At 60.8% G+C, this 23,247-nt stretch carries 22 protein-coding genes; 9 read left to right on the top strand and 13 right to left on the bottom strand.

What is annotated here, in order from left to right:
• Positions 1-9: 9 nt before the first annotated feature.
• A complete protein-coding gene (locus NKH59_RS01305; RefSeq protein ID WP_353020653.1) occupies positions 10-1,323 on the bottom strand; it encodes a VpsF family polysaccharide biosynthesis protein in 1,314 nt (437 codons plus the stop codon).
• A gap of 167 nt (positions 1,324-1,490) precedes the next feature.
• Between NKH59_RS01305 and NKH59_RS01310 the strand changes: the two genes are divergently transcribed.
• Complete coding sequence (locus NKH59_RS01310) at positions 1,491-3,041, top strand: GumC family protein (RefSeq protein ID WP_352778519.1); 1,551 nt, start codon at positions 1,491-1,493, stop codon at positions 3,039-3,041.
• 8 nt (positions 3,042-3,049) lie between these two features.
• The gene (locus tag NKH59_RS01315; RefSeq protein ID WP_353020654.1) at positions 3,050-4,156 is read left to right on the top strand and encodes a glycosyltransferase; all 1,107 of its coding nucleotides are present in this window, start codon (positions 3,050-3,052) and stop codon (positions 4,154-4,156) included.
• Between the two features lie 94 nt (positions 4,157-4,250).
• Here NKH59_RS01315 and NKH59_RS01320 read toward each other — a convergent pair whose 3' ends face one another.
• On the bottom strand, positions 4,251-5,111 hold the full coding sequence (locus NKH59_RS01320; protein WP_353020655.1) for an alpha/beta hydrolase: 861 nt from the start codon (positions 5,109-5,111) through the stop codon (positions 4,251-4,253).
• Between the two features lie 238 nt (positions 5,112-5,349).
• Between NKH59_RS01320 and minC the strand changes: the two genes are divergently transcribed.
• Genes minC through minE form a run of 3 tightly spaced genes read left to right on the top strand, consistent with a single transcriptional unit; the run spans position 5,350 to position 7,173 of the window.
• Entirely contained in the window at positions 5,350-6,069 is a 720-nt protein-coding gene (gene minC, locus NKH59_RS01325) for a septum site-determining protein MinC (protein ID WP_352472500.1), read from the top strand.
• A gap of 19 nt (positions 6,070-6,088) precedes the next feature.
• Positions 6,089-6,904, top strand: a complete 816-nt coding sequence (gene minD, locus NKH59_RS01330) for a septum site-determining protein MinD (protein ID WP_023677152.1) — start codon at positions 6,089-6,091, stop codon at positions 6,902-6,904.
• Positions 6,901-7,173 (top strand): cell division topological specificity factor MinE, encoded by a 273-nt coding sequence (minE, locus tag NKH59_RS01335; RefSeq protein ID WP_353020657.1) that lies wholly within the window; start codon positions 6,901-6,903, stop codon positions 7,171-7,173. Before minD ends, minE begins: the two co-directional genes overlap by 4 nt.
• A gap of 183 nt (positions 7,174-7,356) precedes the next feature.
• On the opposite strand, the gene NKH59_RS01340 is transcribed toward minE, so the two are convergent.
• The 6 genes from NKH59_RS01340 to NKH59_RS01365 all read right to left on the bottom strand — a co-directional run bounded on the left by NKH59_RS01340 (position 7,357) and on the right by NKH59_RS01365 (position 14,316).
• Positions 7,357-8,676 (bottom strand): ABC transporter substrate-binding protein, encoded by a 1,320-nt coding sequence (locus NKH59_RS01340; RefSeq protein WP_353020659.1) that lies wholly within the window; start codon positions 8,674-8,676, stop codon positions 7,357-7,359.
• 94 nt (positions 8,677-8,770) lie between these two features.
• Positions 8,771-9,619, bottom strand: coding sequence for a carbohydrate ABC transporter permease (locus tag NKH59_RS01345; RefSeq protein WP_031211878.1), 849 nt, complete (start codon positions 9,617-9,619; stop codon positions 8,771-8,773).
• Entirely contained in the window at positions 9,616-10,533 is a 918-nt protein-coding gene (locus NKH59_RS01350) for a carbohydrate ABC transporter permease (RefSeq protein ID WP_502893759.1), read from the bottom strand. Before NKH59_RS01350 ends, NKH59_RS01345 begins: the two co-directional genes overlap by 4 nt.
• A 19-nt stretch (positions 10,534-10,552) precedes the next feature.
• The gene (locus NKH59_RS01355) at positions 10,553-11,644 is read right to left on the bottom strand and encodes an ABC transporter ATP-binding protein (protein ID WP_352449658.1); all 1,092 of its coding nucleotides are present in this window, start codon (positions 11,642-11,644) and stop codon (positions 10,553-10,555) included.
• A 49-nt stretch (positions 11,645-11,693) separates the two neighbouring features.
• Positions 11,694-13,205 (bottom strand): arabinosylfuranosidase ArfA, encoded by a 1,512-nt coding sequence (gene arfA / locus NKH59_RS01360; protein ID WP_352501363.1) that lies wholly within the window; start codon positions 13,203-13,205, stop codon positions 11,694-11,696.
• A 184-nt stretch (positions 13,206-13,389) separates the two neighbouring features.
• Entirely contained in the window at positions 13,390-14,316 is a 927-nt protein-coding gene (locus NKH59_RS01365; RefSeq protein WP_352472493.1) for an ArsR/SmtB family transcription factor, read from the bottom strand.
• 248 nt (positions 14,317-14,564) lie between these two features.
• On the opposite strand from NKH59_RS01365, the gene NKH59_RS01370 reads away from it, so the two are divergent.
• From NKH59_RS01370 to NKH59_RS01385, 4 genes are read left to right on the top strand one after another with little or no spacing between them, the layout of a single operon-like run.
• Positions 14,565-15,443 carry an ABC transporter permease gene (locus NKH59_RS01370; protein ID WP_353020662.1) on the top strand — a complete coding sequence of 293 codons (879 nt, stop codon included), beginning with the start codon at positions 14,565-14,567 and terminating at the stop codon, positions 15,441-15,443.
• Positions 15,440-16,261 (top strand): ABC transporter permease, encoded by an 822-nt coding sequence (locus tag NKH59_RS01375; protein WP_353020664.1) that lies wholly within the window; start codon positions 15,440-15,442, stop codon positions 16,259-16,261. Before NKH59_RS01370 ends, NKH59_RS01375 begins: the two co-directional genes overlap by 4 nt.
• A gap of 21 nt (positions 16,262-16,282) precedes the next feature.
• Positions 16,283-17,425, top strand: a complete 1,143-nt coding sequence (locus tag NKH59_RS01380) for an extracellular solute-binding protein (protein ID WP_023675643.1) — start codon at positions 16,283-16,285, stop codon at positions 17,423-17,425.
• Positions 17,418-18,593 carry an ABC transporter ATP-binding protein gene (locus NKH59_RS01385; RefSeq protein ID WP_352472489.1) on the top strand — a complete coding sequence of 392 codons (1,176 nt, stop codon included), beginning with the start codon at positions 17,418-17,420 and terminating at the stop codon, positions 18,591-18,593. The genes NKH59_RS01380 and NKH59_RS01385 overlap by 8 nt, the downstream gene beginning before the upstream one ends.
• A 19-nt stretch (positions 18,594-18,612) precedes the next feature.
• Here NKH59_RS01385 and NKH59_RS01390 read toward each other — a convergent pair whose 3' ends face one another.
• The 5 genes from NKH59_RS01390 to NKH59_RS01410 are packed head-to-tail and all read right to left on the bottom strand — an operon-like array spanning position 18,613 to position 23,183.
• The gene (locus NKH59_RS01390) at positions 18,613-19,590 is read right to left on the bottom strand and encodes a branched-chain amino acid ABC transporter permease (RefSeq protein WP_352501368.1); all 978 of its coding nucleotides are present in this window, start codon (positions 19,588-19,590) and stop codon (positions 18,613-18,615) included.
• Position 19,591: 1 nt separating this feature from the next.
• Entirely contained in the window at positions 19,592-20,479 is an 888-nt protein-coding gene (locus NKH59_RS01395) for a branched-chain amino acid ABC transporter permease (protein ID WP_352501369.1), read from the bottom strand.
• 7 nt (positions 20,480-20,486) lie between these two features.
• Entirely contained in the window at positions 20,487-21,197 is a 711-nt protein-coding gene (locus tag NKH59_RS01400) for an ABC transporter ATP-binding protein (RefSeq protein ID WP_352541710.1), read from the bottom strand.
• Positions 21,190-21,963, bottom strand: coding sequence for an ABC transporter ATP-binding protein (locus tag NKH59_RS01405; protein ID WP_353020665.1), 774 nt, complete (start codon positions 21,961-21,963; stop codon positions 21,190-21,192). The genes NKH59_RS01400 and NKH59_RS01405 overlap by 8 nt, the downstream gene beginning before the upstream one ends.
• An 11-nt stretch (positions 21,964-21,974) precedes the next feature.
• Positions 21,975-23,183 carry an ABC transporter substrate-binding protein gene (locus tag NKH59_RS01410; RefSeq protein ID WP_352541712.1) on the bottom strand — a complete coding sequence of 403 codons (1,209 nt, stop codon included), beginning with the start codon at positions 23,181-23,183 and terminating at the stop codon, positions 21,975-21,977.
• Positions 23,184-23,247: the final 64 nt, after the last annotated feature.

The raw sequence follows: 23,247 nt of genomic DNA on the forward strand, positions 1-23,247 counted from the left end.
AGCCTGCGCTTATCCAAGCCGATCCAGTTTCGGCTCGGATGCGACAGCGGTCGAAGACGTGCTCTTCGGCTGGTTTCTATACGGCACGTTTCTATAGGCAAGCAGCAACACCACGATAGTCGTAATATCCGGCGCTTTTGACGAGAGCGCGTTGTTCGACAGCGCAGCAAACAGGAATGTCATGGTGCCGATCCATGCCGGCAGCGGCGCCGCGCGCAGCAGCCGAAAAATGAACCAGAATACCAGCACTATGAAGAGCACGGCTATCGGCAAGCCGAAGAGCATGGTGATGACCACCGGAGCGCTCTCGATATAGGGCAGATGCAGCTTCTCTTTGACGATCGCCAGGAGGTCGTCGACGTTCATGCCAAACAGGATGTCTTTCCAGCTAACAAGTCCGAATATCTGGTAGATCGTCACCCGCGCCATGAAATTCTCGTCAAAGATCGTGTTGCCGAATCGATTCAGCAGCCCGCCCGAGAATAGTATGGCCACCAGCACTGCGCCGCTCACCAGGGCGAACAGCAGCACCACGGACTTGGCCTGCCGCTGGTGCTTGAGAGTCAGGCGCGGCCAAGGCACGAACAGCAGCAGAATGAGGGTTTCTCCCGCTGCGAGCATCAGGGCGGCGCGAGCGCCTGACGCAGCACAACCGACGAGCAACACGAGAATCGATGCCACCCGCACCCATATGCGCCAGCGCGTCAGCGGCACGAATCCGATGGCTGTGGCGCAGAGCGCGCCTAGCGCCAGCGGGTGCGCCGATAGGCCAATTGGCCTGAACTGCAGTTCGTTGAGACCGTAAGGCATAAATCGATGTTGAGTCACCGCTTCGATCGTGCCGAGCACAGCGCTGAGGATCACCATTCCAAGCACGACGTCGCCCAACGCCCGCCGCACTTCCGCGTTCAAGGCCAGCATCAACAGGCCTGCGGCGCCGGCCACCAGATAAGAATCGATGATGAACCCGGAGGAGCCCGCACGGCCGGTGACGAACAGATAGGGCACCAGCGCGAACATCAGCACCGAAAAGCGAATCAACGCTTTGAATATCCCAATTTCGTCGCCCTGCAGCAGAAACGGTCGGCTGAAAAGAACGACGGCAAGGACCAGGAAGATCGCATAGGTGCCGAAATGCAGCTTCTCGTAGAACGAGCCCCCCTGGGCCGTATAGTCGACGACCATGTTCATCACCTGCGGCGACACCGTAAAGCGAAGCAGGAGCGCGAAGGCGGCGCATAGGAAAAACAGCAGCGACAGCGCGTTCTCACGGCGCGCTCGACTGGGCAACAATCGTTCCGATGCGGCAGCGGGATAGCTCATGGCCCATCCAGGTGAAGGTATTCAAACAGCATTCCGGGCAACGAGACCCCTTCAACGTCCGCCGGACGGACAGCGAGAGCGGTAAAATGGGCCAACTTGGAAAATAAGATGTTAACGATGTTTCTGTAGAGCAGGCCAAGCGTAATGATTTAACAAGGGTTGTCACCATGTCTGCCGGTTCCGGCACACCCCCTATCTCCGCGACGGCTTCCAATAACAGTGCATTCGAGCGTATCGCCAATGCACGGCGCAGGGCATTGCTGCAACAGCATGGCCCAGTCGCGGGGCTAAGCTCCGCGCCGGTGACGCCGCAACCTCCAGAGCCTGTCGCAACGGTGACCCTGGACAAGATCGGCGATTTCCTTGAGCTCGATTTTCGGCGTCTGTTCGTCTGGCTGCGGGCCGGCCTCGCCCTGGCCTTCATGCTGGCGGTAGTCGGCGGCATTGTCGGCGGCGCCTATGCATTGCTGAGCAAGCAGCGTTACACCGTCACGACCGAGGTCCTCATCAACCCATCCAATTTGCAGGTTGTGGAAAACGACCTCTACTCGCAACCGGGCCAGGTCGATAGCCAGTTGCTCAGCACGCGCAGCAAGCAGCGCATCCTGACCTCGGGCAACGTGCTTTCCCGTGTGGTGGACGAACTGAACCTGACTCACGATCCGGAGTTTTTCGATCCAGACCGGAGCACATCCTCGTCCGGCGCTGTGGCGAAGCCCGACCCGAGGCTCATCGCCTTGAAGAACCTGGCGGACCGGGTAGACGCCATCGCGGATCCGACCTCGTTTGTCACAACCCTCTCGGTATCTGCGGAAACCACCGCCAAGGCGATCCTGATCTCGCAGGCCATAGTCAAAAACTTCCAGGAAGAACTGGCTAAGGCCGAAGCTGCCGGCGCCAGCCGTGCCGCGGCTGCCCTTGACAGCCGGCTTGGCCAACTCAAGAGCGACGTGCAGGCAGCCGAAGAGAAGGTCGAGAGCTACAGGCGCAGCCACAACCTGTCGTCCAGCAATGGCCAGCTCGTCAGTTCGCAGACGCTGACGCAGCTCAATGGCGAAATCGTCGATGCGCAATCGCGTGTCATCGCCGCGCAGGCAAGCTACGACGCCCTGGTTGCCTCCGGTATCAACGGGGCCAATCCCGACCCCACGGTTTCGGAAGCGCTCGCTGCGCTGCGCGACAGGTCAAACAGCCTGCGGCAGCAGATCGACTCACAGTCGATGACCTTCGGTCCGCGCCACCCGACGATTGTCAGGCTCAGGACGGAACTCGAGACCGTCAACTCGCAACTCCGGGCCGAGTTCTCCCGCACCGTCGGCACGGCAAAGGCCAGCCTGGACAAGGCCAGGGCCTCGTTGGCTTCTCTCAACGCCAGGATGAACGATCTGAAGAGCAATGTATTCACCGACAGCGAATCCGAAGTCGCCCTGCGTGAACTTGAACGCGATGCCGCGTCCAAGAGAGCGGTCTATGAGAGCTTCCTGTCACGTGCGCGCCAAATCAGCGAGCGCGAGCAGATCGACACCACAAACGTACAGGTGATTTCGACCGCGGTGCCCCCGCCCGCGCGCTCATGGCCCCCGCGCACTGCCCTGGTGGCAGGCGCCGGAGCGTTCGCAGGCTTTGCCCTGGGGATGCTGCTGGCCATCGGCATGGGCATCATCCGCGACATGCGCCGGCCGCCGAACCGATCAGGCGTTGCCGCCAGCCGAGCCTGAAGCAAGGCATGGTGAAGCGCATCGTTTTCCACATCGCCAGCCTGAGGGGCGGCGGCGCCGAACGTGTTTTCGTCCTGATGGCAAATGAACTGGCATCGCGTGGCCACGAGGTCACGCTTTTTACCTGGAACGCGGAAGGCCCTAACGCCGCGCTGCGTTCCGCTGCCGTGCATCTGGTCGACTTCGGCCTTCCCTTGCGCGGCGAGGGTTACGCCAAGTCGGCGACGCTGAAAGGCATCGTGCGAAGCGCAAATTTGTTCCGCCGCCTTGATCCTGATGCGGTCTATAGCGCCCCGGAATTCGCCAATCTGGTGATGGCGCTGTCACTCATGTTGGCCAGAAGCCGGGCAAAATTCTTTCCAAGCTTCCATGCCGCGGCCTCGCTGCCTGCCAGCGGCCTCGGCGCCAGGCTGGCGATCTGGCTTTCCGCGCTGGTTGCAGCGCGCGCAACCAAAGCCATCGCCGTTTCGGCGGGTGTCGGCCGTGACATCATCGCCCGAGGCTTCCCCGAATCGAAGGTTGTCGTCATCAATAACCCGCTGCCGCCAGCTGTAGCACCGCAGAGGAATTCCTATGCCTGGCAGGCAGCGTTGGCGGCGATGGGCGATGGCCCGGTCATCGCCACCGCGGGACGCCTGGTGCCGGTCAAGGACCACCGGACTTTGCTGCGGGCCTTCGCTGCCCTGCGCGCCGGCCGCCCTGCCCGGCTTGTCATCTTCGGCGAAGGTCCGCTGGCTGCCGAATTGCACGCCTGTGCCGAGCAGATCGGCATTGGCCAGGACGTACTCTTTGCCGGCTACGTCAACGATCCCGCAGCCTGTTACGCCGCAGCCGATCTGTTCGTCCTTACATCCACGAGCGAAGGCTTTGGCAACGTCTTGGTCGAGGCCATGGCCGCCGGTGTCCCCGTAATCTCCACCGATGCTCCGCATGGCCCGCGCGAAATACTCGGTGACGGCCGCTTCGGCACCTTGGTGTCGGTCGGTGACGCCGCGGCCCTGGCGAAGGCGATGGCCGAGACGCTGGACCACCCCACCCCTGCTGCCGTGCTGAAAGACAGGGCGGTGGATTTCACAGTCGACAAGATTGGCGATCAATACGAAGCGTTGCTCTAGTCGTTACGCACTGCCAGCAGATCGCGGTTGGATGCGGTCGACGTGGTCGGGTTTTGATTGCGATAATCTCTTCACGGGCTGGGGCGCAACGAATTCATCGTGAGGCGCTCCCTCGTTCCTTGAGTTGTTGGGCGAGGAAATCCTTGACCGAATCGAGAACCGCGTCCCGTTCATGAGATATGCCTGGCAGCAAATCGAAGCGCACGCGCGCACCCGCCTCCTCGAACGATCGACACAATGCCATGAGGCGTTCCGGCCGTGTTCGCCCGGCATCGTTGGCGCCTGGCATCCAATGGGTGCTGCCTTGGACATGAGTGATTTCCCAAGTCTCCAGGTCAGCGTCGCCGACGATCATCTGGAAAGGCACTTTTGCCAGCGCTGCGGCATCGAAGGTGATGCCGAACTTCTCGGGCAGATCGCGAATGCCCACCCACCAGTCATGCGTCGGATCGAGCAAGGTCACCGAGCCTGGCGCGCCGATTGAGGCCGCCCAGAGCCTGTCGGGATGCAGGATAGCAAAACGATGCGTGAAATGCCCGCCGCCGGAAAATCCGAACATGGCAAAGCGGCTCCAATCCTGCCTGTATTTGGCGCTGACCTCCTCAACCATGGCGAGCAGCACCTGATCGTAGCGTATGTTGCCCTCGAGCAAATATTTGTACCCGCTGCGGGCATCATCCCCGAGAACGCCGATTGGAAACAGCGGACACAAAACGGCGCAGCCGTTCCAGCGTCCGAACTCGGAAAACGCGTCGCGGAATCCAAGAAAAGAGGTGCGGCCGGTGCCATGGACAGCGACCATCAGATCGACTTTGGCCCCTTTCCCAACCGCGGGAGGCACATACAGGCAATAGTGAAAGCGCGCGTCTGATTTGGAAGCAAAGATGGCGGTCGCGCCAAGGTCATAGGTAGCGCGACCGCGATCCGCCACAGGCCCCTTGGCAACACTTGTCAAATCGATAACTCCTTAATAGGCCCGCCGTTCCGGCAACAATATACCGGTCGGCCGACCTCGTGAACTGGAGGCGCCTCCAGGCAGCCGCGAGGAGGACCTCGTCGTGCACCGGAAGCAGGGCGCCGCCGGGACGATCAGGGACAAAAAGAATGCCTCCGCCAACGCCTCGGGAAGCCGCCATTAACTTTTCGTTAACCATGCCGGGCTAGCCTTAACCAATCAGTAAGGACTCGCCTCTGTGACCTGCGTCGCTCCCATCCAAAACAAGTCCATACGCTTTCGAGCGCGCTCGTTTGTAGCCTTCACCCTCACCCCTGAGGCCCCGCTAGGGGAATGGCTGCAAAGCCTCGATCACTGGACCGAAAACTCCCCCGGCTTCTTTGCCGGCCGCCCGGTCGTGCTCGATCTGAATATACTCAAGCCCGAGGTGGGCGAGATGCGGGATCTGGTCTTACAGCTCGCGGAGCGCGGGATTCGCATCTACGCGATCGAGGCCGATGGCAATGTAGCGCTCGATGCCGATCTGCCGCCGCTCCTCGTTGGCGCCAAGGAGGCCACCGCCGACGCGCTTTACGTGCAGCCGGACCCGAAGGCCGCAGCTGAGGCCAAGACGGAAGAGCCGCAGGCGCCGAACTCATTGATGATCAAGGCACCGATCCGCTCCGGCCAGTCGATCTTTCATCCCGATGGCGATGTGGTCATTGTCGGCTCCGTCAGTTCCGGATCCGAGATCGTCGCCGGAGGATCGATCCACGTCTACGGCACGCTGCGTGGACGTGCGTTCGCCGGCGCCACGGGAAATTCCGCGGCTCGCATCTTTTGCCGGAAAAACGAAGCCGAACTTCTGGCGGTGGACGGCTGGTACCGCACTGCCGAGGAGATGGACGCCTCCTCGCGAGGAAGGCCGGTACAGGCCTTTCTCGAGGACGGCGCACTTTGCGTCGCACCGCTCAACTAACAACATTGGAGGCACAAATATGGGCAAGGTAGTGGTTGTCACATCCGGCAAAGGGGGTGTCGGCAAGACGACCTCGACGGCCGCTCTCGGCGCCGCGGTCGCGAAAACCGGCAAGCGGGTGGCTCTCGTCGATTTCGACGTCGGCCTGCGCAACCTCGATCTGATCATGGGTGCCGAGCGGCGCGTTGTTTTCGATATCGTCAACGTCATTCAGGGAACCGCCAAGCTTTCGCAGGCGCTGATCCGTGACAAGCGACTCGAAACGCTGTTCCTGCTGCCGGCCTCGCAAACGCGCGACAAGGATGCTCTCACCGAGGAAGGCGTCGCCGATGTCATCGACAAGCTGCGATCGGTTTTCGACTACGTCTTCTGCGACAGCCCAGCCGGCATAGAGCGGGGCGCGCAACTTGCCATGCGCTTTGCCGACGAGGCGGTAATCGTCACCAACCCGGAAGTGAGCTCGGTCCGAGATTCCGATCGCATCATCGGCCTGCTCGACTCTAGAACGATGAAAGCCGAGCAAGGTGAATCGATTGTCAAACACGTCCTCGTCACGCGCTACGATGCTGCGCGCGCTGCCCGCGGCGAGATGCTGAGCATCGATGACGTGCTCGAGATCCTGTCGACGCCCTTGCTGGGAATAATTCCCGAGAGCCAGGACGTGCTGCGCGCATCCAATGTGGGCGCGCCGGTTACGCTCAGCGAAAACACTAACCCCGCCGCACGCGCCTATATCGACGCGGCAAGAAGACTCGAGGGCGAGGACCTGCCGGTCATTCTGCCTTTCGAGCGGAGGGGCCTCCTCGACCGGCTGTTGGGAAGGAGGGCAGCATGAACCTGCTCGATATCTTCAAGCGCCGCGGCAGCGCGCCGGTGGCGCGCGAGCGCTTGCAACTGCTGTTGGCTTACGAGCGTCAAAGCCGCAACCAGCCCGATCTCGTCTCGGTGTTGCGCGAGGAGATCATGGCGGTGATCGCCCGGCATGTTCAGGTCGACCAGGATTTCCTGCAGGTGAGCATGGATCACGGCGAAACGACGTCGAGATTGGAGATCGACATCCAGATCCCCAACAAGGTCGCAATGCCCATGGCCGCGGCGTTCTAACCGAATCCTCCGGCCAGGGCTTGCGTCGGCTGCTGCCGAGGTTGCGGCGCCGTGGTTGGCGTGTTTGACCCGGTCGCCACCGGCAAGTCGCGCAATTCGAGGACAATAATCACTGCCTCACCAAAAACCCGCGGCCGTTTCCAGCCGCGGGGGGCCTTGGGAGGGGCCTTTCGAAACCCGTGATCAAATGTTGGCGAGCAATTCGTTGACGCGGCTTTCCATGTCGGCAAGGGCGGTGTCGACGTCCTTCTGGCCACTGATTGCTGCACTCATCTCTTCGCCGATAATGTCCTGGATCGCAAACTGACGCTGTACGGCGGACGGCAGCGGCCTGCCGAGATCGGCGACCGCAGAGATCGTGTTGCGATGCGGCAGGGCCTTGAAGGCGTCCGAGGTGATGACGGCCTTATAGGCCGGCAGGTGACCGGTGCGTGACCATTCGAAGTCGTTGTCGGCGAAGAACTTCAGGAATTTACCGATGGCCGCGATCTGTTCAGGCGTGCGGTCTTTCTGCGAAACGGCCCAAGTGTGGCCGTCGGCATATTGCGCATGGGCGCCGCCAAACAGCTGCGGATACGGATAGACCGCATAGCCGCCCTTGTTGAGCGCCGTACCCTTGGTCTCGGACTGGGCGTTGTAATCGCCGACCACCCAGGTGCCGTTAAGGTGGACGCCACCCTCGCCGGCAAGGAAGGCGTTTATCGAGCCGCCATAATCGAGATCCTTGGTGGTGTAGCCCTTCTCGAAGATCGCCTTGTACATCTCGACGACCTTCTTGGCTTCCGGCGTATTCAACTTCACGTGCTTCGGATCGGCAAAGAAATCGGAATCCTGCTGGAAAAGATAGGTGTAGAGGTTGCGTGTGTAGAGTGCAGTCTCATTGGTCAGGTTCTGAACGAAATAAGGCTTGCCCGTCTTCTGCTTGAACTGTTCGGCCTGGGCGAGCAGTTCCTCGGGCGACTTTGGAAAAATCGGCGTGCCGTCGGCATTGACGAGGCCGGCTTGTTTGAAAAGATCCATGTTGACGTGGTAGAGCATCGTCCAGCTGTCGATCGGCAGGCCATAGATCTTGCCGTCTTTGGTGGCGCCATTGCGCGCCGCGTCGGTGAAGGCGTCGGGTGTCACGCCGACCGACTTCAAGAGATCGTCGAGCGGCATCAACAGGCCCTTCGACTGATAATCCGACAGTACGGATTCATGGATCGTGACGATGTCCGGAGCGTCGCCTGAAGCGAACTGCGCGGTCAGCTGATCATAGCCGGGCCATTCCACGGTGGTGACGTTGACATGGACATCGGGATTGTCGGCGTTGAACTTGTTGATTAGCGAGGTGATGATGCCGCATTCGCCAACGGCCTTGGTGGCATCGGTGTTGGTGCCGAAATCGGCATCGCAGGCGCCGAAAAAGCGCTGCACGCTCAGCTCCGTGGCCGCGAAGCTTGGACTTGCGAGCATCATTGCGCCCGCAGAGACTGCGGCAAACAGTATTTTCTTCAGTTTCATATCAGTTCCTCCTACTGAGTTTCCGCCGCTCCACCCTGGATTGGCTTTCGTGCTTCAATTGCTGCGCATTCCCCCGGCCGTCAGGCAATCTTCGTTATCTCACCGCAGCGCCGGAGACCGCCGTGACGATGTATTTCTGGAAGAACAGGTAGACGATCAGGATCGGTGCACCGGCGAACACCGCCTGCGCCATCAGGAAGCCGATGCCTTCGGACTGGGCGAAGTTGGTCTGGGTCGAGGCCATGCCGACCGTCAGCGTGAACATGTCCTTCTTCGTCGCCGAAATCAGCGGCCAGAAGTAGTCGTTCCACGCGCCGAGAAAGGTGAAGATGCCGAGCGTCGCCTGCGCAGGCAGCGTGAGCGGCAGAAGCACCTTCCAGAAAATCCTGAGCCGGCTGGCGTTATCGAGCATGGCGGCTTCGTCCAGCTCCTTCGGGATGGCCTTGAAATACTGGGTCATCAGGAAGACGCCGAACGGAGCTGAAAGGCCCGGCAGGATGAGCCCTTGATAGGTGTTGTGGAACTTCAGCATGCTGAAGATCTGGTGACGGGCGACAAGCACGGCCTGTTCCGGGACCGCCAGGCCGAACAGCACGATCACGAACAGCACGTCTCGGCCGGGGAAATTCAGCCGTGCAAAGCCGTAGCCGGCGAGCGATGACAGGATCAACGTGCCGAGCGTCAATCCGCCCGAGACGATGATGCTGTTGCGCACCCAGATGAACACCGACGAGGTGCCGACGGTGTTGATATAGTTCTTCAGCGTATAGGGCGCGTGAAACACCGAATTCGGATCGGCCATCAGCTCCGTATTGTCCTTGAGTGACAGGCCGATGACCCACAGAACCGGCGCGATCATGACGATCGAAAGCAGGATGACCAGGGCCAATAACAAATGGTCGCCAAATGCCCGGCCCTTGATGGAAGCTGCTGTGGCGCTCATGCCTGGTCTCCCCTGCTGCGTGTCACCAGGTACTGGGCCATGGCCGCGACCAGGATGAGGATGAACAGGATTTCCGATGCCGCGGCGCCCAGGCCGAGATCCCAGCGACGGAATGCGGTATCGTAGATGTAGAGCACGATCGGCTTGGTCAGGTTGTTCGGACCGCCGCGCGTCATCAGCCAGGCCTGGCCGAACAGCTGGAATTGCAGCACGATCTGGATGATGATCACCAGGATGAAGGTCCGCTTGATCGACGGCAGCGTGATCGAGCGTAGCGTCTGCCAGCGATTGGCATTGTCCAGCGCTGCCGCCTCGTAAATATCCTGTGGAATCTGCTGGAGCGCCGAGAGAAAGAGCATCATCGGCAGGCCGATGCACCACCAGATGGTGGCAATGGCGATGCCGATCATCGCAAGGCTGGGGTCGGAAATGAAGGCCGGAGCCGTTGCGCCGAACCATCCGTAGATCGTCGACAACAGGCCGACATTCGGAATGAAGACGATGCGCCAGATCAGCGTGACGATGGTGACCGACAGCACCGACGAGGAAAAGAACAGCGTCCGCAAAACCGCGGCAGTGCGCGTGCGGCGGTTGAGGCAAAGCGCCAGGAAAAGGCCGATCAGCGCCAGCGTCGGCACCGTCAGAAGCACGAAATAGAAGGTGTTCCAGATCGATTGCAGGAAGACCTTGTCGTGATACAGCCTGGCGTAATTGCCGAGACCGACAAAATTTCCGGACGAGAACGTGTCGGCCTTGTGGAAACTCAGCCACATCCCCCAGAGCAGCGGGAAGAGCAGCAGCGTGGTGAAGAAGAACAAGAATGGCGCAACGAAAATGACGTTTCGCCATTGCGGCGCATAGATGTCGGCGGTAGGGGCTCTGACGCCGACAGCAAGTGTCGCGGTTGGGGACATCGCCAGCCGGTCAGCCATCTCAGGCCTCCCTCGCATGCCAGGCGCGGCCGGTCTCGTTGAACAGATGCGATTTCTGGCCGTCAAAGGCGAGCCCGATTCTGTCGCCGACGGCGACGCGGCTGTTGCCGGCATCCGAGCCGACGATCTGCTGGCCATCGCCCAGCCGCGCGTAGATCAGGGTGCGTTCGCCGAGCCGCTCGAGCACATCGACCACGCCGCCGGCATTGCCCTGTCCGGCGGCAACGATGCGCACGTCTTCAGAACGGATGCCGAAAGTGTACTTGCCATCGGTCAGTTGGCTGGAGGCGATCTCGGTCTGCACCGAGACGCCGTCCGCAAACCTGGCCGTGGCGTTCTCGCCGGATCTGTCAAGCGTCGCATCGACGAAGTTCATCGCCGGCGCGCCGACGAAACCCGCGACGAATTTGGTCGCCGGGCGTTCGTAGATCTCCATCGGCGTACCGATCTGGTCGATCTTGCGATTGTTCATGACGACGATGCGGTCGGCCAGCGTCATGGCCTCGACCTGGTCATGAGTGACGAAGATCATCGTCGATTGCAGCCGCTGGTGAAGCTGGGCAAGCTCGATGCGGGTGCGGGTGCGCAACGCCGCATCGAGATTGGAAAGCGGCTCGTCGAACAGAAAGGCCTTCGGCTCCTTGACGATCGCACGGCCGATGGCGACGCGCTGGCGCTGGCCGCCGGAGAGCTGGCCCGGCTTGCGATCGAGCAGATGCGGCATTTCGAGGATGCGGGCGGCTTCGTTGATGCGCGCCTCGATGACCTTGCCTGGTACGCCGATATTCGCAAGCCCGAAGGCCATGTTGTCGCGCACCGTCATATGCGGATAAAGCGCATAGGACTGGAACACCATGGCAATGCCGCGCTTGCCCGGTGGCAGATGATCGATGCGCTCGTTGTTGATGGCAATCTCGCCGCTATCGACAGCTTCGAGCCCGGCAATCATTCGAAGAAGCGTCGATTTTCCGCAGCCGGACGGGCCCAGGAACACGATGAATTCGCGTGCCCTTATGGAGAGCGACAGATGATCCAGCACCGTCATGGCACCGAACTGCTTGCTCACGTTCCTGATCTCGATATCGGCCGTCACGTCGACGCTCCTCCTCAGCGTTTGCGCTTTCTCGATGATCCGCCTGAACTCAGAGCCTCAGGCGTATGACCTGGTAGGAATAGGGCGGCAGTGACAGGCTCAGCTTGCCGCTGGCGAGCGAGGCGCCCTCGCCCTTCCTGGGGCCGACATTGCCAGGGTTTTCGGCCGAATTGACGGCTTTCAGATCGGCGTGTGCCATCACCTGGTGATCGACGATCTCCGCCGCGCCGAAGCCGGTGAGGTCGACCACTGTTTCGATTGCCTCGCTCGAATGGCGGTTGACCGCGAAGAAGGTGACGTGGCCGGTTTGCCTGTCGTGCACGCCGGCAACATCGACATAAGCGACGTCGCCCGCAACGCTGGATTTGTAGGTCGGGCTTTCCACCTTGAGATCCAGCGCATTGCCGCGACCATAGTTAGAAGCAAACAGATAGGGATAAAAAATCGTCTGCCGCCATGCCGGGCCATTCGGAACGGTCATGATCGGCGCGATGACATTGACCAGTTGTGCCAGGCAGGCGATCTTGACGACATCGGAACGGCGGATGAAGGTGTTGAGGATCAGGCCGACCTGCAGCACATCCTCGAAATTATAGATGTCTTCGAGCAACGGCGGGGCGAACGGCCAGCCGTTGCTGCCGCCGAGTATCTTCCTGTCCTGCTCCTTGGAATGGTACCAGACGTTCCATTCGTCGAACGAGATGTAGACCTGCTTGTTGGAGCGCTTCTTGGCCTTGATATACTCGATGACGCCGGCGACCGAGACAATGTAGTCGTCGAGCTTTTCGCTCATGGCGAGATAGTTCGGAGCGTCGTTGGCTTCGTTGTCGAAATACATGTGCAGCGAGATGTAGTCGACCTCGTTGTAGGTATGGTCGAGAACCGTCGCTTCCCATTCAGGGTAGGTCGGCATCTTGGCATTCGAAGAGCCGCAGACCACCAGCTCAAGTGACTTAGAGAAGGCACGCATGGCCTTGGCCGTCTCATGCGCCAGCCGGCCATACTCGTCCGCGGTCTTGTGGCCGATCTGCCAGGGGCCATCCATTTCATTGCCGAGGCACCAGAGCTTGACGTCGAACGGCTCCTTGCGGCCGTTGGCGATGCGCCTGTCGCTCCATTTGCTGCCGCCGGGATGGTTGGCGTACTCCAGCAGGTTGCGGGCTTCATCGAGGCCGCGCGAGCCGAGATTGACGGCAAGCATCATCTCGGTGTTGGCGGAGGTGCACCAATCGGCAAATTCATGCAGGCCGACTTCGTTGCTTTCCGACGTGTGCCAGGCGAGGTCGAGGCGCACTGGGCGCTGTTCCTTGGGGCCAATGCCGTCTTCCCAATTGTAGGCCGAGACGAAATTGCCGCCGGGGTAGCGGACGATCGGAACATTGAGTTCCCTGACGAGGTCGATGACGTCCTGACGCATGCCGTTGGCATCCGCTGTCGGATGGCCGGGCTCATAGATGCCAGTGTAAACTGCCCGCCCCAGATGCTCGATGAAGGATCCGTAGAGCCTCGGATCGATTTCCGAGACAACATAGTGCGGATGAGCCGTAACGGCTGCCTTCATGCATTCCTCCCATCGATATCACAAACGATGATTTAAATCATCTTGCCCGATATCAAAGAGGAATTGGCAGCCCTTCGTCAAGCCAAAATACCCAAATGTAGCACAATTAGACGAACGCTTTGGCACAGCAGAAAGCCAGATAGTTGAAATTGCTGCGTTATCTTCAGAACCCGGTTTCATGATATCAACCAGTTTTGATCCTGAGCAGGATGTCCTGGTCGTAATTTCCAAAGCCCTTGCCGAAAATATTGATCCCGCCGGGGCGCTTGGCGTCGTCCTTGACGCCGATACGGACGCGGATTGAATGATGGCTCTTCAGATCGAGTGCGGCGAGGCCGGTTTCGGAAATCCTGAGGCCGTCGACATGGGTGCCGTCATTGGCAATTCGCCAGTTCTTCAGCTTACCGTATTGCGAGCCCTTGAGCTTCCACCAGGAGGGCGTGAAGACGCCGCGCTTGTCGCCGAAATCCCCCGGCGACGTCCAGGTGCCGACATCGACGCCATTGATCGTCAGCGTGATGTCCGAGGGCCAATCGGCGCTGGTGCCCGGCACTTCCGAAGACAGCTCTATCGCAACTTCGAGTCCGGTGATCTCGGCATTGGCGAGCTTGGCATTGTTGGGGAACTGGTATTCGACAAAACCGCGCGTGAACCATAGCAGACCGGCTTTCATGCGGTCCGGATCGAGGAAAGTGTTCGGCACATCGAGCAGACCGATGATGCCGTCCGGCGAGCAAAGGCCGCAGGGCGCGGTAACCTCGAAGCCGGTATAAAGCCCGATCGGCATCGACACTTCGATCGCGTCGTTCTTGACCGCACGATATTCGCTCTTGAACACGACGAGCACTTCTTCCGCCGTCGGATAACAGATTTTCTGACTGCCTTTCTTCGCTTTCAGGTTCTCGGTGCGGATCAGCCCCGCATCCTCCAGCACCTGGATGTTGGTCGAGACGGTCGACTGCGGAAGCGACAGCACGGCGGCGATTTCGTTGACATTCATCGGCCCCTTCTCATGCAGCAGTTTCAGCATCGAGATCCGCGCCGAGGAGGCAAGCCCCTTGAGCACGGCAATGCCTTCCTCAGGTTCAATCACCAGAAAATTGCGACTCATGAAATTGCCCGGCCCATGTAAATCCATATCCGAAATTACCCTGTATATCGGGATATCTGATTTAATCAATGTGCATGCGGAACGCCGGGCAATTTGTTGAATCCGGCAGGGCGAGGGTCGCGCGGTGGCCTTGCACAGAATTTGTGCAGGAGCCATATGCAGAGTGGACACCTGAACGCCGATCGCCCAATCTAGTCCGGAGCCGAGCCCGGTGATGGCGGCTTGCACATAAAGCGGTTGGACGGGTCGTGACCAAAGGGTGGAAATTATACGATCAGCGACTGGCCTGGGTCCTCGTCGCGCCTGTGCTTTTACTGCTTACCCTGCTTCTGCTGCTGCCGATCGCGATGATGACGGTCTACACGTTTTTCACCTTCGTCACCGCGGGGGTGGAGTCGACGGTGCTGACCTTCGACAACTGGAAGGAATTCCTCACCGACAGCTACTATCACGGTTTTCTTTGGAAGACCGTTCGCGTCGGCGCCATCACCGCTGTGATCTGCGCGATCCTTGGCTATTTCCCCGCCTATTTCATCTGGGCCACGACCTTCAGGCACAAATGGCTGTTGTTGCTGCTGCTCATCGTGCCGTTCTGGATCAGCTTCACCATCCGGACATTCTCGTGGATCCATATTCTCGGCGAACAGGGGCTGATCAACGTCGTGCTCATCAGGCTGGGGATTATCAACGAGCCGTTGCCGATGCTCTACACCGAGGGCGCCGTCATCATGGGGCTGCTGCATTTTCTGCTGCCCTATATGATCCTGAACGTCTATGTCAGCCTGGAAAGCATCGACCGCACGCTGATCGCCGCCGCCCGCTCGATGGGCTGTACCAGCGCGCAGGCGTTTCGCGAAGTGACCCTGCCGCTATCGATGCCGGGGCTGGGCGCCGGGCTGCTGCTCTGCTTCGTGCTGGCGGCCGGCTCCTATGTGACGCCGCAGCTGCTCGGTGGCAGCCGCGATGCGCTGTTCGGCAACTTGATCTACGACACCATCATGGGGCAGCTCAATTGGCCGATGGGCGCCACGCTTTCCATCGTCCTGTTCGTCCTGCTCGGCGCGGCCGCGGCCGCCTATAGCCGCTATATGGGCCTATCGCAGATCATGAAGGGCCTCGGTGCATGAGAGCGGATCATCCCGATCGCGAAGGCAGATGGGCGTGGCGGCTGACCGGCGCGATCACGGTGTGCGTCTACGTCTTCATGTTTGCGCCGATCCTCGCCACGGTCGTGCTTTCCTTCAACGCCTCGATGTTCGGCGGCTTTCCCCTCACCGGCTTCAGCCTGCGATGGTACGAAAAGCTGCTCACCAACGAGCCGGTTCTCGACGCCTTCCGGACATCGATGTGGATTGCCCTGGTGACGGCAACGGTGACGACGCTGCTCGGCATCATGGCGGCATTGGCGCTGGTGCGCTTCGAGTTCCGTGGCAAGCAGGCGATCAACACGCTTGTCATTCTTCCCGCGCTGGTCCCCGAAACGATACTCGGCGTCGGCCTGCTGGTCATGATCAAAGCCGTCGACCAGCCGCGCAGCATGACGCTGCTGGTGCTCGGCCACATTCTGCTCACGCTCCCCTACGTGGTGCTGATCGTCCAGGCGCGCATGGTCGGCATAAAACGTTCCTATGAGGAGGCGGCGCTTTCGCTCGGGGCGCCGCGCGTGTCGACATTCCGCGAAATCACGCTGCCGCTGCTCATTCCCGCAGTGCTTGTCAGTGTTCTGCTCGCTTTCACCATTTCGTTCGACAACACCTCGGCCAGCCTGTTCTGGCGGCCGGCGGGCGTCGAGACCATGCCGACGCAAATCCTTTCGATGCTGAAGATCTCGATCAGCCCTGAGGTGAACGCGCTCGGAACCGTCATGATCCTTTTGACGGTCGGCATTCCCTTGGCTGGCGGGCTCATCCTGCAAAGCCTCACCTGGTTCAAGGCAGGCAAGTGAAAGGAAAATGGGAGAATGGAAATGAAACTGACAACCACCAAACGACTGGAACGGCTCAACGAACGCTATGCCAATGGCGACATCAGCCGACGATCATTCCTGACGCTGACGGCCGCCGCTGCCGCCGCCACCGGGCTTTCCATGCCTTGGATGGGACGGGCGCTGGCCGCGGTTTCGGAAGTGCGCTTCGACGGATGGGGCGGCGTGGTGCAGGAGGCGATCGATAAGTACGCGTTCCAGCCTTATACCGCCAAGTCCAAGGTCAAGGTCGTCCAGGGCACCTTTGGCGACGAGAACGAGATCATCACCAAGATCAAGACGTCGAAACCAGGCGACTTCCAGATCGTCCATTCTTCCGGCGTCAACTACTACATCAAATACGTCAATGGCGGTTTCAATTCGGAGATCAACGAGGCAAACATTCCGAACATGGCGAATGTCCTGACCGCCATGATCGAGCCGTTCCGCAAGATCACGCCGAAGCTGTCGGCAGTGCCATATGATTACGGCACCACCGGCATCGCCTACAACAACAAGGTCATCTCGCCGGAGGAAGCCAAGGAAAAGGGCGCCAACCTGCTTACCGACACGAAATATGCCGGCAAGATCGGCGGCTATGCCGATATGACGACGCGCGTCTGGTATGCGGCACTGCAGACGAAACAGGACCCCAACAACATCCAGGACATGGATGCGGTCTGGGCCAAGGTTCGCGAGACCCGCGACCTGGCCAAGAAGTTCTGGAGTTCCGGCGCGGAACTCATGGACCTCCTGTCGCGAAACGAGATCGTTGTCACCGACGCCTGGTCAGGACGTGTCGCCGCCCTGCAGCAGCAGGGCCAGCCGATCGGCTATCTCGACCCTGCCGGCTCATACGCGTGGATGGAGGACATGCTGGTCCTCAAGGGTTCGCCGATGGCCGAATGCGAGGAACTGATCAACTTCATGCTGGATCCTGCCACCTCGATCGCCGTCGCCGAGGGCCAGAACTATCCGCCATCGCTTGACCCCACCAAGGTGAAGCTGACCGACAAGATCGCGGCGCTTCCGGCCTTCGACCCGACTGGATCGATGAAATCGCTGACCTTCGCCGATCCGCTCTACTGGGCGAAGAACGAAGACGCCTGGACCAAGCAATGGGACAGGGTGTCGAAAGGTGCATGACGACAACAGCCACGACCAGCAGCCCCGGCCGGCTTCGGCCGGGGCTGATGGCGACCCGCTCGCCCAGAGCGAGCGGCAGCCGATAGGAAAGCCTGCGGTCGAGTTTCGCGACATCGATATTTTCTACGGCAAGTTCGCCGCTGTGCGCGATTTTTCACTGGCAATCCGCAAAGGTAGTTTCGTCACCTTGCTGGGGCCATCCGGGTGCGGCAAAACGACGATCCTGCGCTCGATCGCGGGCCTGGTCGACATCTCCAGTGGCCAGATCTCGATCGGCGGAAAGCGGGTCGACGACATCCCGATCTATAAGCGCAACATTGGTCTGGTGTTCCAGAACTACGCGCTCTTTCCGCACAAGAACGTCTTCGACAACGTCGCATTCGGCCTGAAATACCGAAACGTGCCGAAACCGGAAATCGTGCGCCGGGTCAAGAAGGCGCTGGATATGGTGCGGCTGCCCGGCAGTGAGACAAAGCTGCCGTCACAGCTCTCGGGCGGCCAGCAGCAACGCATCGCACTGGCCCGCGCCATCGTCTTCGAGCCGGAAGTGCTGCTGCTGGACGAGCCCTTGTCGGCGCTCGACGCCAATATGCGCGAGGACATGCGCGTCGAGATCAAGAAAATCCAGAGGGAGACGGGCATCACTGCTATCTTCGTGACGCACGACCAGGAAGAAGCCTTGTCGATGTCCGACCACATCGTCGTGATGAACGCCGGCCTGATCGAGCAGATCGGCTCCCCCGCGCAGGTCTATGACCAGCCGGCCACCGCATTCGTCGCCAATTTCCTGGGCAAGGCCAACATGCTGCCCGGCAGCGTGACCGTGATGGACGGCAAGATGGCGACGATCGCGCTGGCCACCGGCCATATCGTAAAGGCGGCCGCGCCGAAGGCGCTCGAGACCGGCAGCGTGGTCACCGTCGTCGTTCGCCCGCAGAAGCTTACCGTCGGTACCGCCGGTGCTGCCAACAGGCTGGCGGGACGGATCGCCTCGACCTCCTATCTCGGCGGCAATGCGGTCTACGAGATCGACATCGGCGCCGGCACGCTGGTGCGCGCCAACACGTTGATCGACGGCCAGCCGCTGCGTGAAGGCGAAGCGGTCGATGTCTGCTTCGACCCGCTGGGCTGCGTGCTTCTCGACGCGCAAGGCTTACGCATCGCCTAGCGAGGCGGAACTGAGCCGTTCAGTCTTTCGCGTCACCCTTTGGCCCGAGAAACCGCGCATAGACCTCACCGACAATACCGCGCCGGAAAACCAGCACGCAGACCATGAAGGTCAGGCCGGTGGCGATGGTCACCGGAAAGTTCGAGGTGGCGAGCATGTTTTCCAGGCCGACGACCAGACTGGCGCCGATGATCGGCCCGGCCATGGTGCCGATGCCGCCGAGGAGCGTCATCAGGATCACCTCGCCCGACATCTGCCAGGTGACGTCGGTGAGCGTGGCAAACTGAAAAACGATCGCCTTGAGCGCGCCGGCCAGCCCGGCCAATGTTGCCGACATGACGAAAGCCGCCAGCTTGTAGTTGGCGACGGAATAGCCCAGCGAAATGGCCCGGCTCTCGTTTTCCCGGATAGAACGCAGGATCATGCCGAAAGGCGAGTTGATGATGCGCCAGATGGCGAACACGCCGATCAGGAAGACCGCCAGCACGAAATAATAGATGTTCATCGAGACGTTCAGGTCGAGCATTCCAAGCAGCCTGCCGCGCGGCACGCCCTGGATGCCGTCCTCACCTCCGGTGAACGGCGCCTGCACGCAGAAGAAGAAGAACATCTGCGACAGCGCCAGCGTGATCATGGCGAAATAGATGCCTTGCCGGCGGATGGCAAAGAAGCCCATCACAAGGCCGAGCAGCGCGGCACCTAGGACACCGAGCAGGATGCCCGCTTCCGGTGGCCAGCCCCAGACCTTGACCGCGTATGCGGTGAAATAGGCCGCCCCGCCGAAGAATGTCGCATGGCCGAAGGACAACAGCCCGGTGTAGCCGAGCAGAAGGTTGAACGCGCAGGCAAACAGCGCAAAGCACAGCATCTTCATCAGGAAGATCGGATAGACGAAGAAAGGCGCCACCAGCAGCGCCAGGATGCCGAGCCCGACCAGCGCCCATTCAAGCCGTGCCGAATTCTTGGCACGCGTCTCGCGAAGTGTCAGTTCGGCCATCTCAGGCATCCCTTCCGAACAGGCCGGCTGGCCGGACCAGAAGCACGATTGCCATGATGACGAAGACCACCAGATTGGAGGCTTCGGGATAGAAGACCTTGGTCAGGCCTTCGGCGAGGCCAAGCATGTAACCGGTGACGATCGCCCCGAGGATCGATCCCATGCCGCCGACCACGACGACGGCGAAGACGACGATGATGAGGTCAGATCCCATCAGCGGGCTCACCTGATAGATCGGCGCGGCGAGAACCCCTGCAAGTCCGGCAAGAGCGGCGCCGAGGCCGTAGGTGAGGGTCAGCAGCAACGGCACGTTGACGCCGAAAGCCTGCACCAGGCCGGGGTTCTCCGTCGCCGCGCGCAGATAGGAGCCCAGCCTGGTCTTCTCGATCAGCGCCCAGGTGCCGAAACAGACGATCATCGAGGCGACCACCACCCAGCCGCGATAATTGGGCAGGAACATGAAGCCGAGATTGGTTCCCCCGGAGAGCAGCGGCGGCACGGAATAAGGACTTCCCGATACGCCATAGTAGTAACGGAACACCCCTTCGAGCACGAGCGCGAGGCCAAAGGTGAAAAGCAGCCCGTAAAGCGGGTCGATGTCGTAAAGCCTCGACAGCGCCAGGCGCTCGACCACGACGCCGAAGCCGCCGACGATCAGCGGCGACAGGATCAGAGCCGGCCAGTAGCCGATGCCGAAGCGGGTGAGAAGCAGGTACCCGACGAAGGCGCCGAGCATATAGAGCGCGCCGTGGGCAAAATTGATGACGCGCAACAGGCCGAATATGACAGCCAGGCCCAGGCTCAACATTGCGTAGAACGAGCCGTTGATGAGGCCGACCAGCAATTGGCCGAGGAATGCCTGAACGGGTATCCCGAAGATCATCGTCATGGCGCCATCATACACCCAGCACTTCATGCAGCAGCGTCATGCGATCCGGCAGTTCGCCGACCGGAAAGCCCGCCACGACCTTGCCGTGCTCCATCAGGTAGAAACGGTCGGTGACGCGGCTGGCAAAGCGGAAATTCTGCTCGACCAGCAGGATCGTCATGCCGCGCTTTTTCATCGTCGCCAGCAGATCGCCGATGCGCTGCACAATGACCGGAGCCAGGCCCTCGGTCGGCTCATCGAGAAGCAGCATTTTCACGCCGGTTCTGAGCATGCGCGCGATCGCCAGCATCTGCTGCTCGCCGCCCGACAGCTTGGTGCCCGGGCTGTTGCGGCGCTCCTTCAGATTGGGGAAAAGATCGAATATTTCCTGCACGCTCATGCCGCCCTCGGCGACGATCGGCGGCAGAACCAGATTCTCGTCCACGGTCAGCGTCGCAAAGATGCCGCGTTCCTCTGGCACCAGGCCGATGCCTTGATGCGCGGTCCGGTGCAATGGCAGGCGCATCAGATCCTTGCCGTCGAAAAAAATCTGGCCGGTCCGCTGGCGGATCAGCCCGATAATGGCGCGCAATGTCGTAGTCTTGCCGACGCCGTTGCGGCCCAGCAACGTCACAGTTTCACCTGGAAAGACCTCAAGATCGACGCCGTGCAGCGCATGGCTCTCGCCATACCAGGCGTTGAGGCCGCGGACTGCGAGAAGCGGCGCGGCGTCACTCATCGGCGGTGCCCATATAGGCGATCCTCACCCGCTCGTCGCGGCTGACCGTGGAGTAGTCGCCGGCGGCAAGGATTTCGCCGCGCTGCATGACGGTTATCCAGTCGCAAAGATCGGCTACAACAGTCAGATTGTGCTCGACCATCAGCACCGCACGCTCCCTGGCGACCGAGCGGATGATGTCGGAAACCGTGCGCACATCCTCATGCCCCATGCCGGCCATCGGCTCGTCGAGCAGCAGCACTTTCGGGTCGAGCGCCAGCGTCGTGGCGATCTCGAGCACGCGTTTCCTGCCATAGGAGAGATCGGCGGCGGGCCTGTTCTTGGCATCGTCGAGGCCGACAGACCGTAAAAGCTCCTCGGCGCGCGGCGTCAACCGATCGAGCACAGACAGCGAGCGCCAGAACTGAACGCTGAGTCCGGCCCGTCGCTGCAATGCAACGCGCACATTGTCGAGCACGCTGAGATGCGGAAACACCGCCGAGATCTGGAACGAGCGCACCAGGCCCATCCGCGCGACCTTGGCCGGCGAGGTGCGGGTGATGTCGTGGCCGAGCAGTTCGATCCTGCCGCTGGTCGGCGGCAGGAACTTGGTGAGTAGGTTGAAGACGGTGGTCTTGCCAGCGCCGTTGGGTCCGATCAGCGCGTGGATATTGCCGTGGTAGAGGTCGAGATCGACATTCCTGACCGCAGCAAAGCCGGCGAAGTCACGCCGCAAACCGCGGGCGGAAAGCACTACCCGCGGCCCATCCGGTCCAGGCGGCGCCATCGGTCCGCCAATCACTCGCCTGCCGTGGGACAGCCGCTCTCCTTGGGGCTCAGAAACGCCTCGTTACCGGGGATCGTGGCGAGCGGTTTGTAATAGTCCCACTCCTTGGTGCTCTCGCTCGGCGACTTGACCTGATAAAGATACATGTCGTGAACCATGTTGCCGTCGGCCTGCACTTTGCCGTTCGCCGTAAAGACATCGTTCACCGGCATCGCATGCAATTCCTTGGCGACCGCCTCGGTTCCATCGGTGCCGGCTTTGTCGATCGCCTTCAAATACTGGGTCACCGCTGAATAGGTGGCGGCCTGGATCATATTCGGCATGCGGTTGGTGCGCTTGAAGAAGCGCTGGGCGAACTCGCGACTCTTGTCGTCGCGATCCCAGTAGAAACCTTCGGTCAGCACCACGCCTTGCGCCGCCTCGAGACCGAGCCCATGCACCTCGGCCAGCGTGAACAGAAGTGCTGCAAGCCGCTGACCGCCCTGCACGATACCGAATTCGGCCGCTTGCTTGATCGAGTTGGAGGTGTCGAGGCCGGCATTCGCCAGGCCGATAACCTTGGCGCCCGACGATTGCGCCTGCAGCAGGAAGGATGAATAGTCGGTCGAGCCGAGCGGGTAACGCACCTCGCCAACCACCTTGCCGCCATGGCTCTCGACGAACTTTGCGGTCTGCTCCTTCAGCGAATAGCCGAATGCATAATCGACTGTGACGAAGAACCAGCTGTCGCCGCCTTGCTGGACGAGAGCGCCACCGGTCCCCACTGCCTGCGAATGCGTGTCGTAGGCCCAGTGGAAGCCATAGGGCGAGCACTGTTTACCGGTGAGTTCGGTGGTCGCGGCGCCGGTGACGATGTCAATTTTCTTCTTCTCCTTGGAAATTCCCTGGACGGCGAGCGCCACCGAGGAGGTGGTCAGTTCCATGATGGAATCGACCTGTTCGGTGTCATACCACTGCCGCGCAATGTTGGAGGCGATGTCCGGCTTGTTCTGGTGGTCGGCGCTGACGATCTCGATCGGCGAGCCTTGTACCTTGCCGCCGAAATCCTCGACCGCCATCTTGGCGGCCTCAACCGACCACTTGCCGCCGAAATCGGCATAGACGCCCGACTGGTCGTTGAGAATGCCGATCTTGATCTTGCCGTCGGAAATCTCGGCGGCTGCGGCAGGCATCGCGGTCGCTGCAAGAAGCGCGGCTGAGACCAGGTACGATATCTTCATTGGTGACTTCCTCCCTTATGGTCGACAACCGAGCAACATGTCGGCGGCAGCCTGCTGCAGCACG

The organism is Mesorhizobium sp. M0998 (assembly GCF_040318885.1).
Classification (GTDB): domain Bacteria; phylum Pseudomonadota; class Alphaproteobacteria; order Rhizobiales; family Rhizobiaceae; genus Mesorhizobium.

Excerpts from the sequence above, each read along its gene's own strand:
- NKH59_RS01305 (WP_353020653.1), bottom strand. The coding sequence starts at position 1,323 with ATGAGCTATCCCGCTGCCGCATCGGAACGATTGTTGCCCAGTCGAGCG.
- NKH59_RS01310 (WP_352778519.1), top strand. The coding sequence starts at position 1,491 with ATGTCTGCCGGTTCCGGCACACCCCCTATCTCCGCGACGGCTTCCAAT.
- NKH59_RS01315 (WP_353020654.1), top strand. The coding sequence starts at position 3,050 with ATGGTGAAGCGCATCGTTTTCCACATCGCCAGCCTGAGGGGCGGCGGC.
- minD (WP_023677152.1), top strand. The coding sequence starts at position 6,089 with ATGGGCAAGGTAGTGGTTGTCACATCCGGCAAAGGGGGTGTCGGCAAG.
- minE (WP_353020657.1), top strand. The coding sequence starts at position 6,901 with ATGAACCTGCTCGATATCTTCAAGCGCCGCGGCAGCGCGCCGGTGGCG.
- NKH59_RS01340 (WP_353020659.1), bottom strand. The coding sequence starts at position 8,676 with ATGAAACTGAAGAAAATACTGTTTGCCGCAGTCTCTGCGGGCGCAATG.
- NKH59_RS01345 (WP_031211878.1), bottom strand. The coding sequence starts at position 9,619 with ATGAGCGCCACAGCAGCTTCCATCAAGGGCCGGGCATTTGGCGACCAT.
- NKH59_RS01350 (WP_502893759.1), bottom strand. The coding sequence starts at position 10,533 with ATGTCCCCAACCGCGACACTTGCTGTCGGCGTCAGAGCCCCTACCGCC.
- arfA (WP_352501363.1), bottom strand. The coding sequence starts at position 13,205 with ATGAAGGCAGCCGTTACGGCTCATCCGCACTATGTTGTCTCGGAAATC.
- NKH59_RS01365 (WP_352472493.1), bottom strand. The coding sequence starts at position 14,316 with ATGAGTCGCAATTTTCTGGTGATTGAACCTGAGGAAGGCATTGCCGTG.
- NKH59_RS01375 (WP_353020664.1), top strand. The coding sequence starts at position 15,440 with ATGAGAGCGGATCATCCCGATCGCGAAGGCAGATGGGCGTGGCGGCTG.
- NKH59_RS01380 (WP_023675643.1), top strand. The coding sequence starts at position 16,283 with ATGAAACTGACAACCACCAAACGACTGGAACGGCTCAACGAACGCTAT.
- NKH59_RS01390 (WP_352501368.1), bottom strand. The coding sequence starts at position 19,590 with ATGGCCGAACTGACACTTCGCGAGACGCGTGCCAAGAATTCGGCACGG.
- NKH59_RS01395 (WP_352501369.1), bottom strand. The coding sequence starts at position 20,479 with ATGACGATGATCTTCGGGATACCCGTTCAGGCATTCCTCGGCCAATTG.
- NKH59_RS01400 (WP_352541710.1), bottom strand. The coding sequence starts at position 21,197 with ATGAGTGACGCCGCGCCGCTTCTCGCAGTCCGCGGCCTCAACGCCTGG.
- NKH59_RS01405 (WP_353020665.1), bottom strand. The coding sequence starts at position 21,963 with ATGGCGCCGCCTGGACCGGATGGGCCGCGGGTAGTGCTTTCCGCCCGC.
- NKH59_RS01410 (WP_352541712.1), bottom strand. The coding sequence starts at position 23,183 with ATGAAGATATCGTACCTGGTCTCAGCCGCGCTTCTTGCAGCGACCGCG.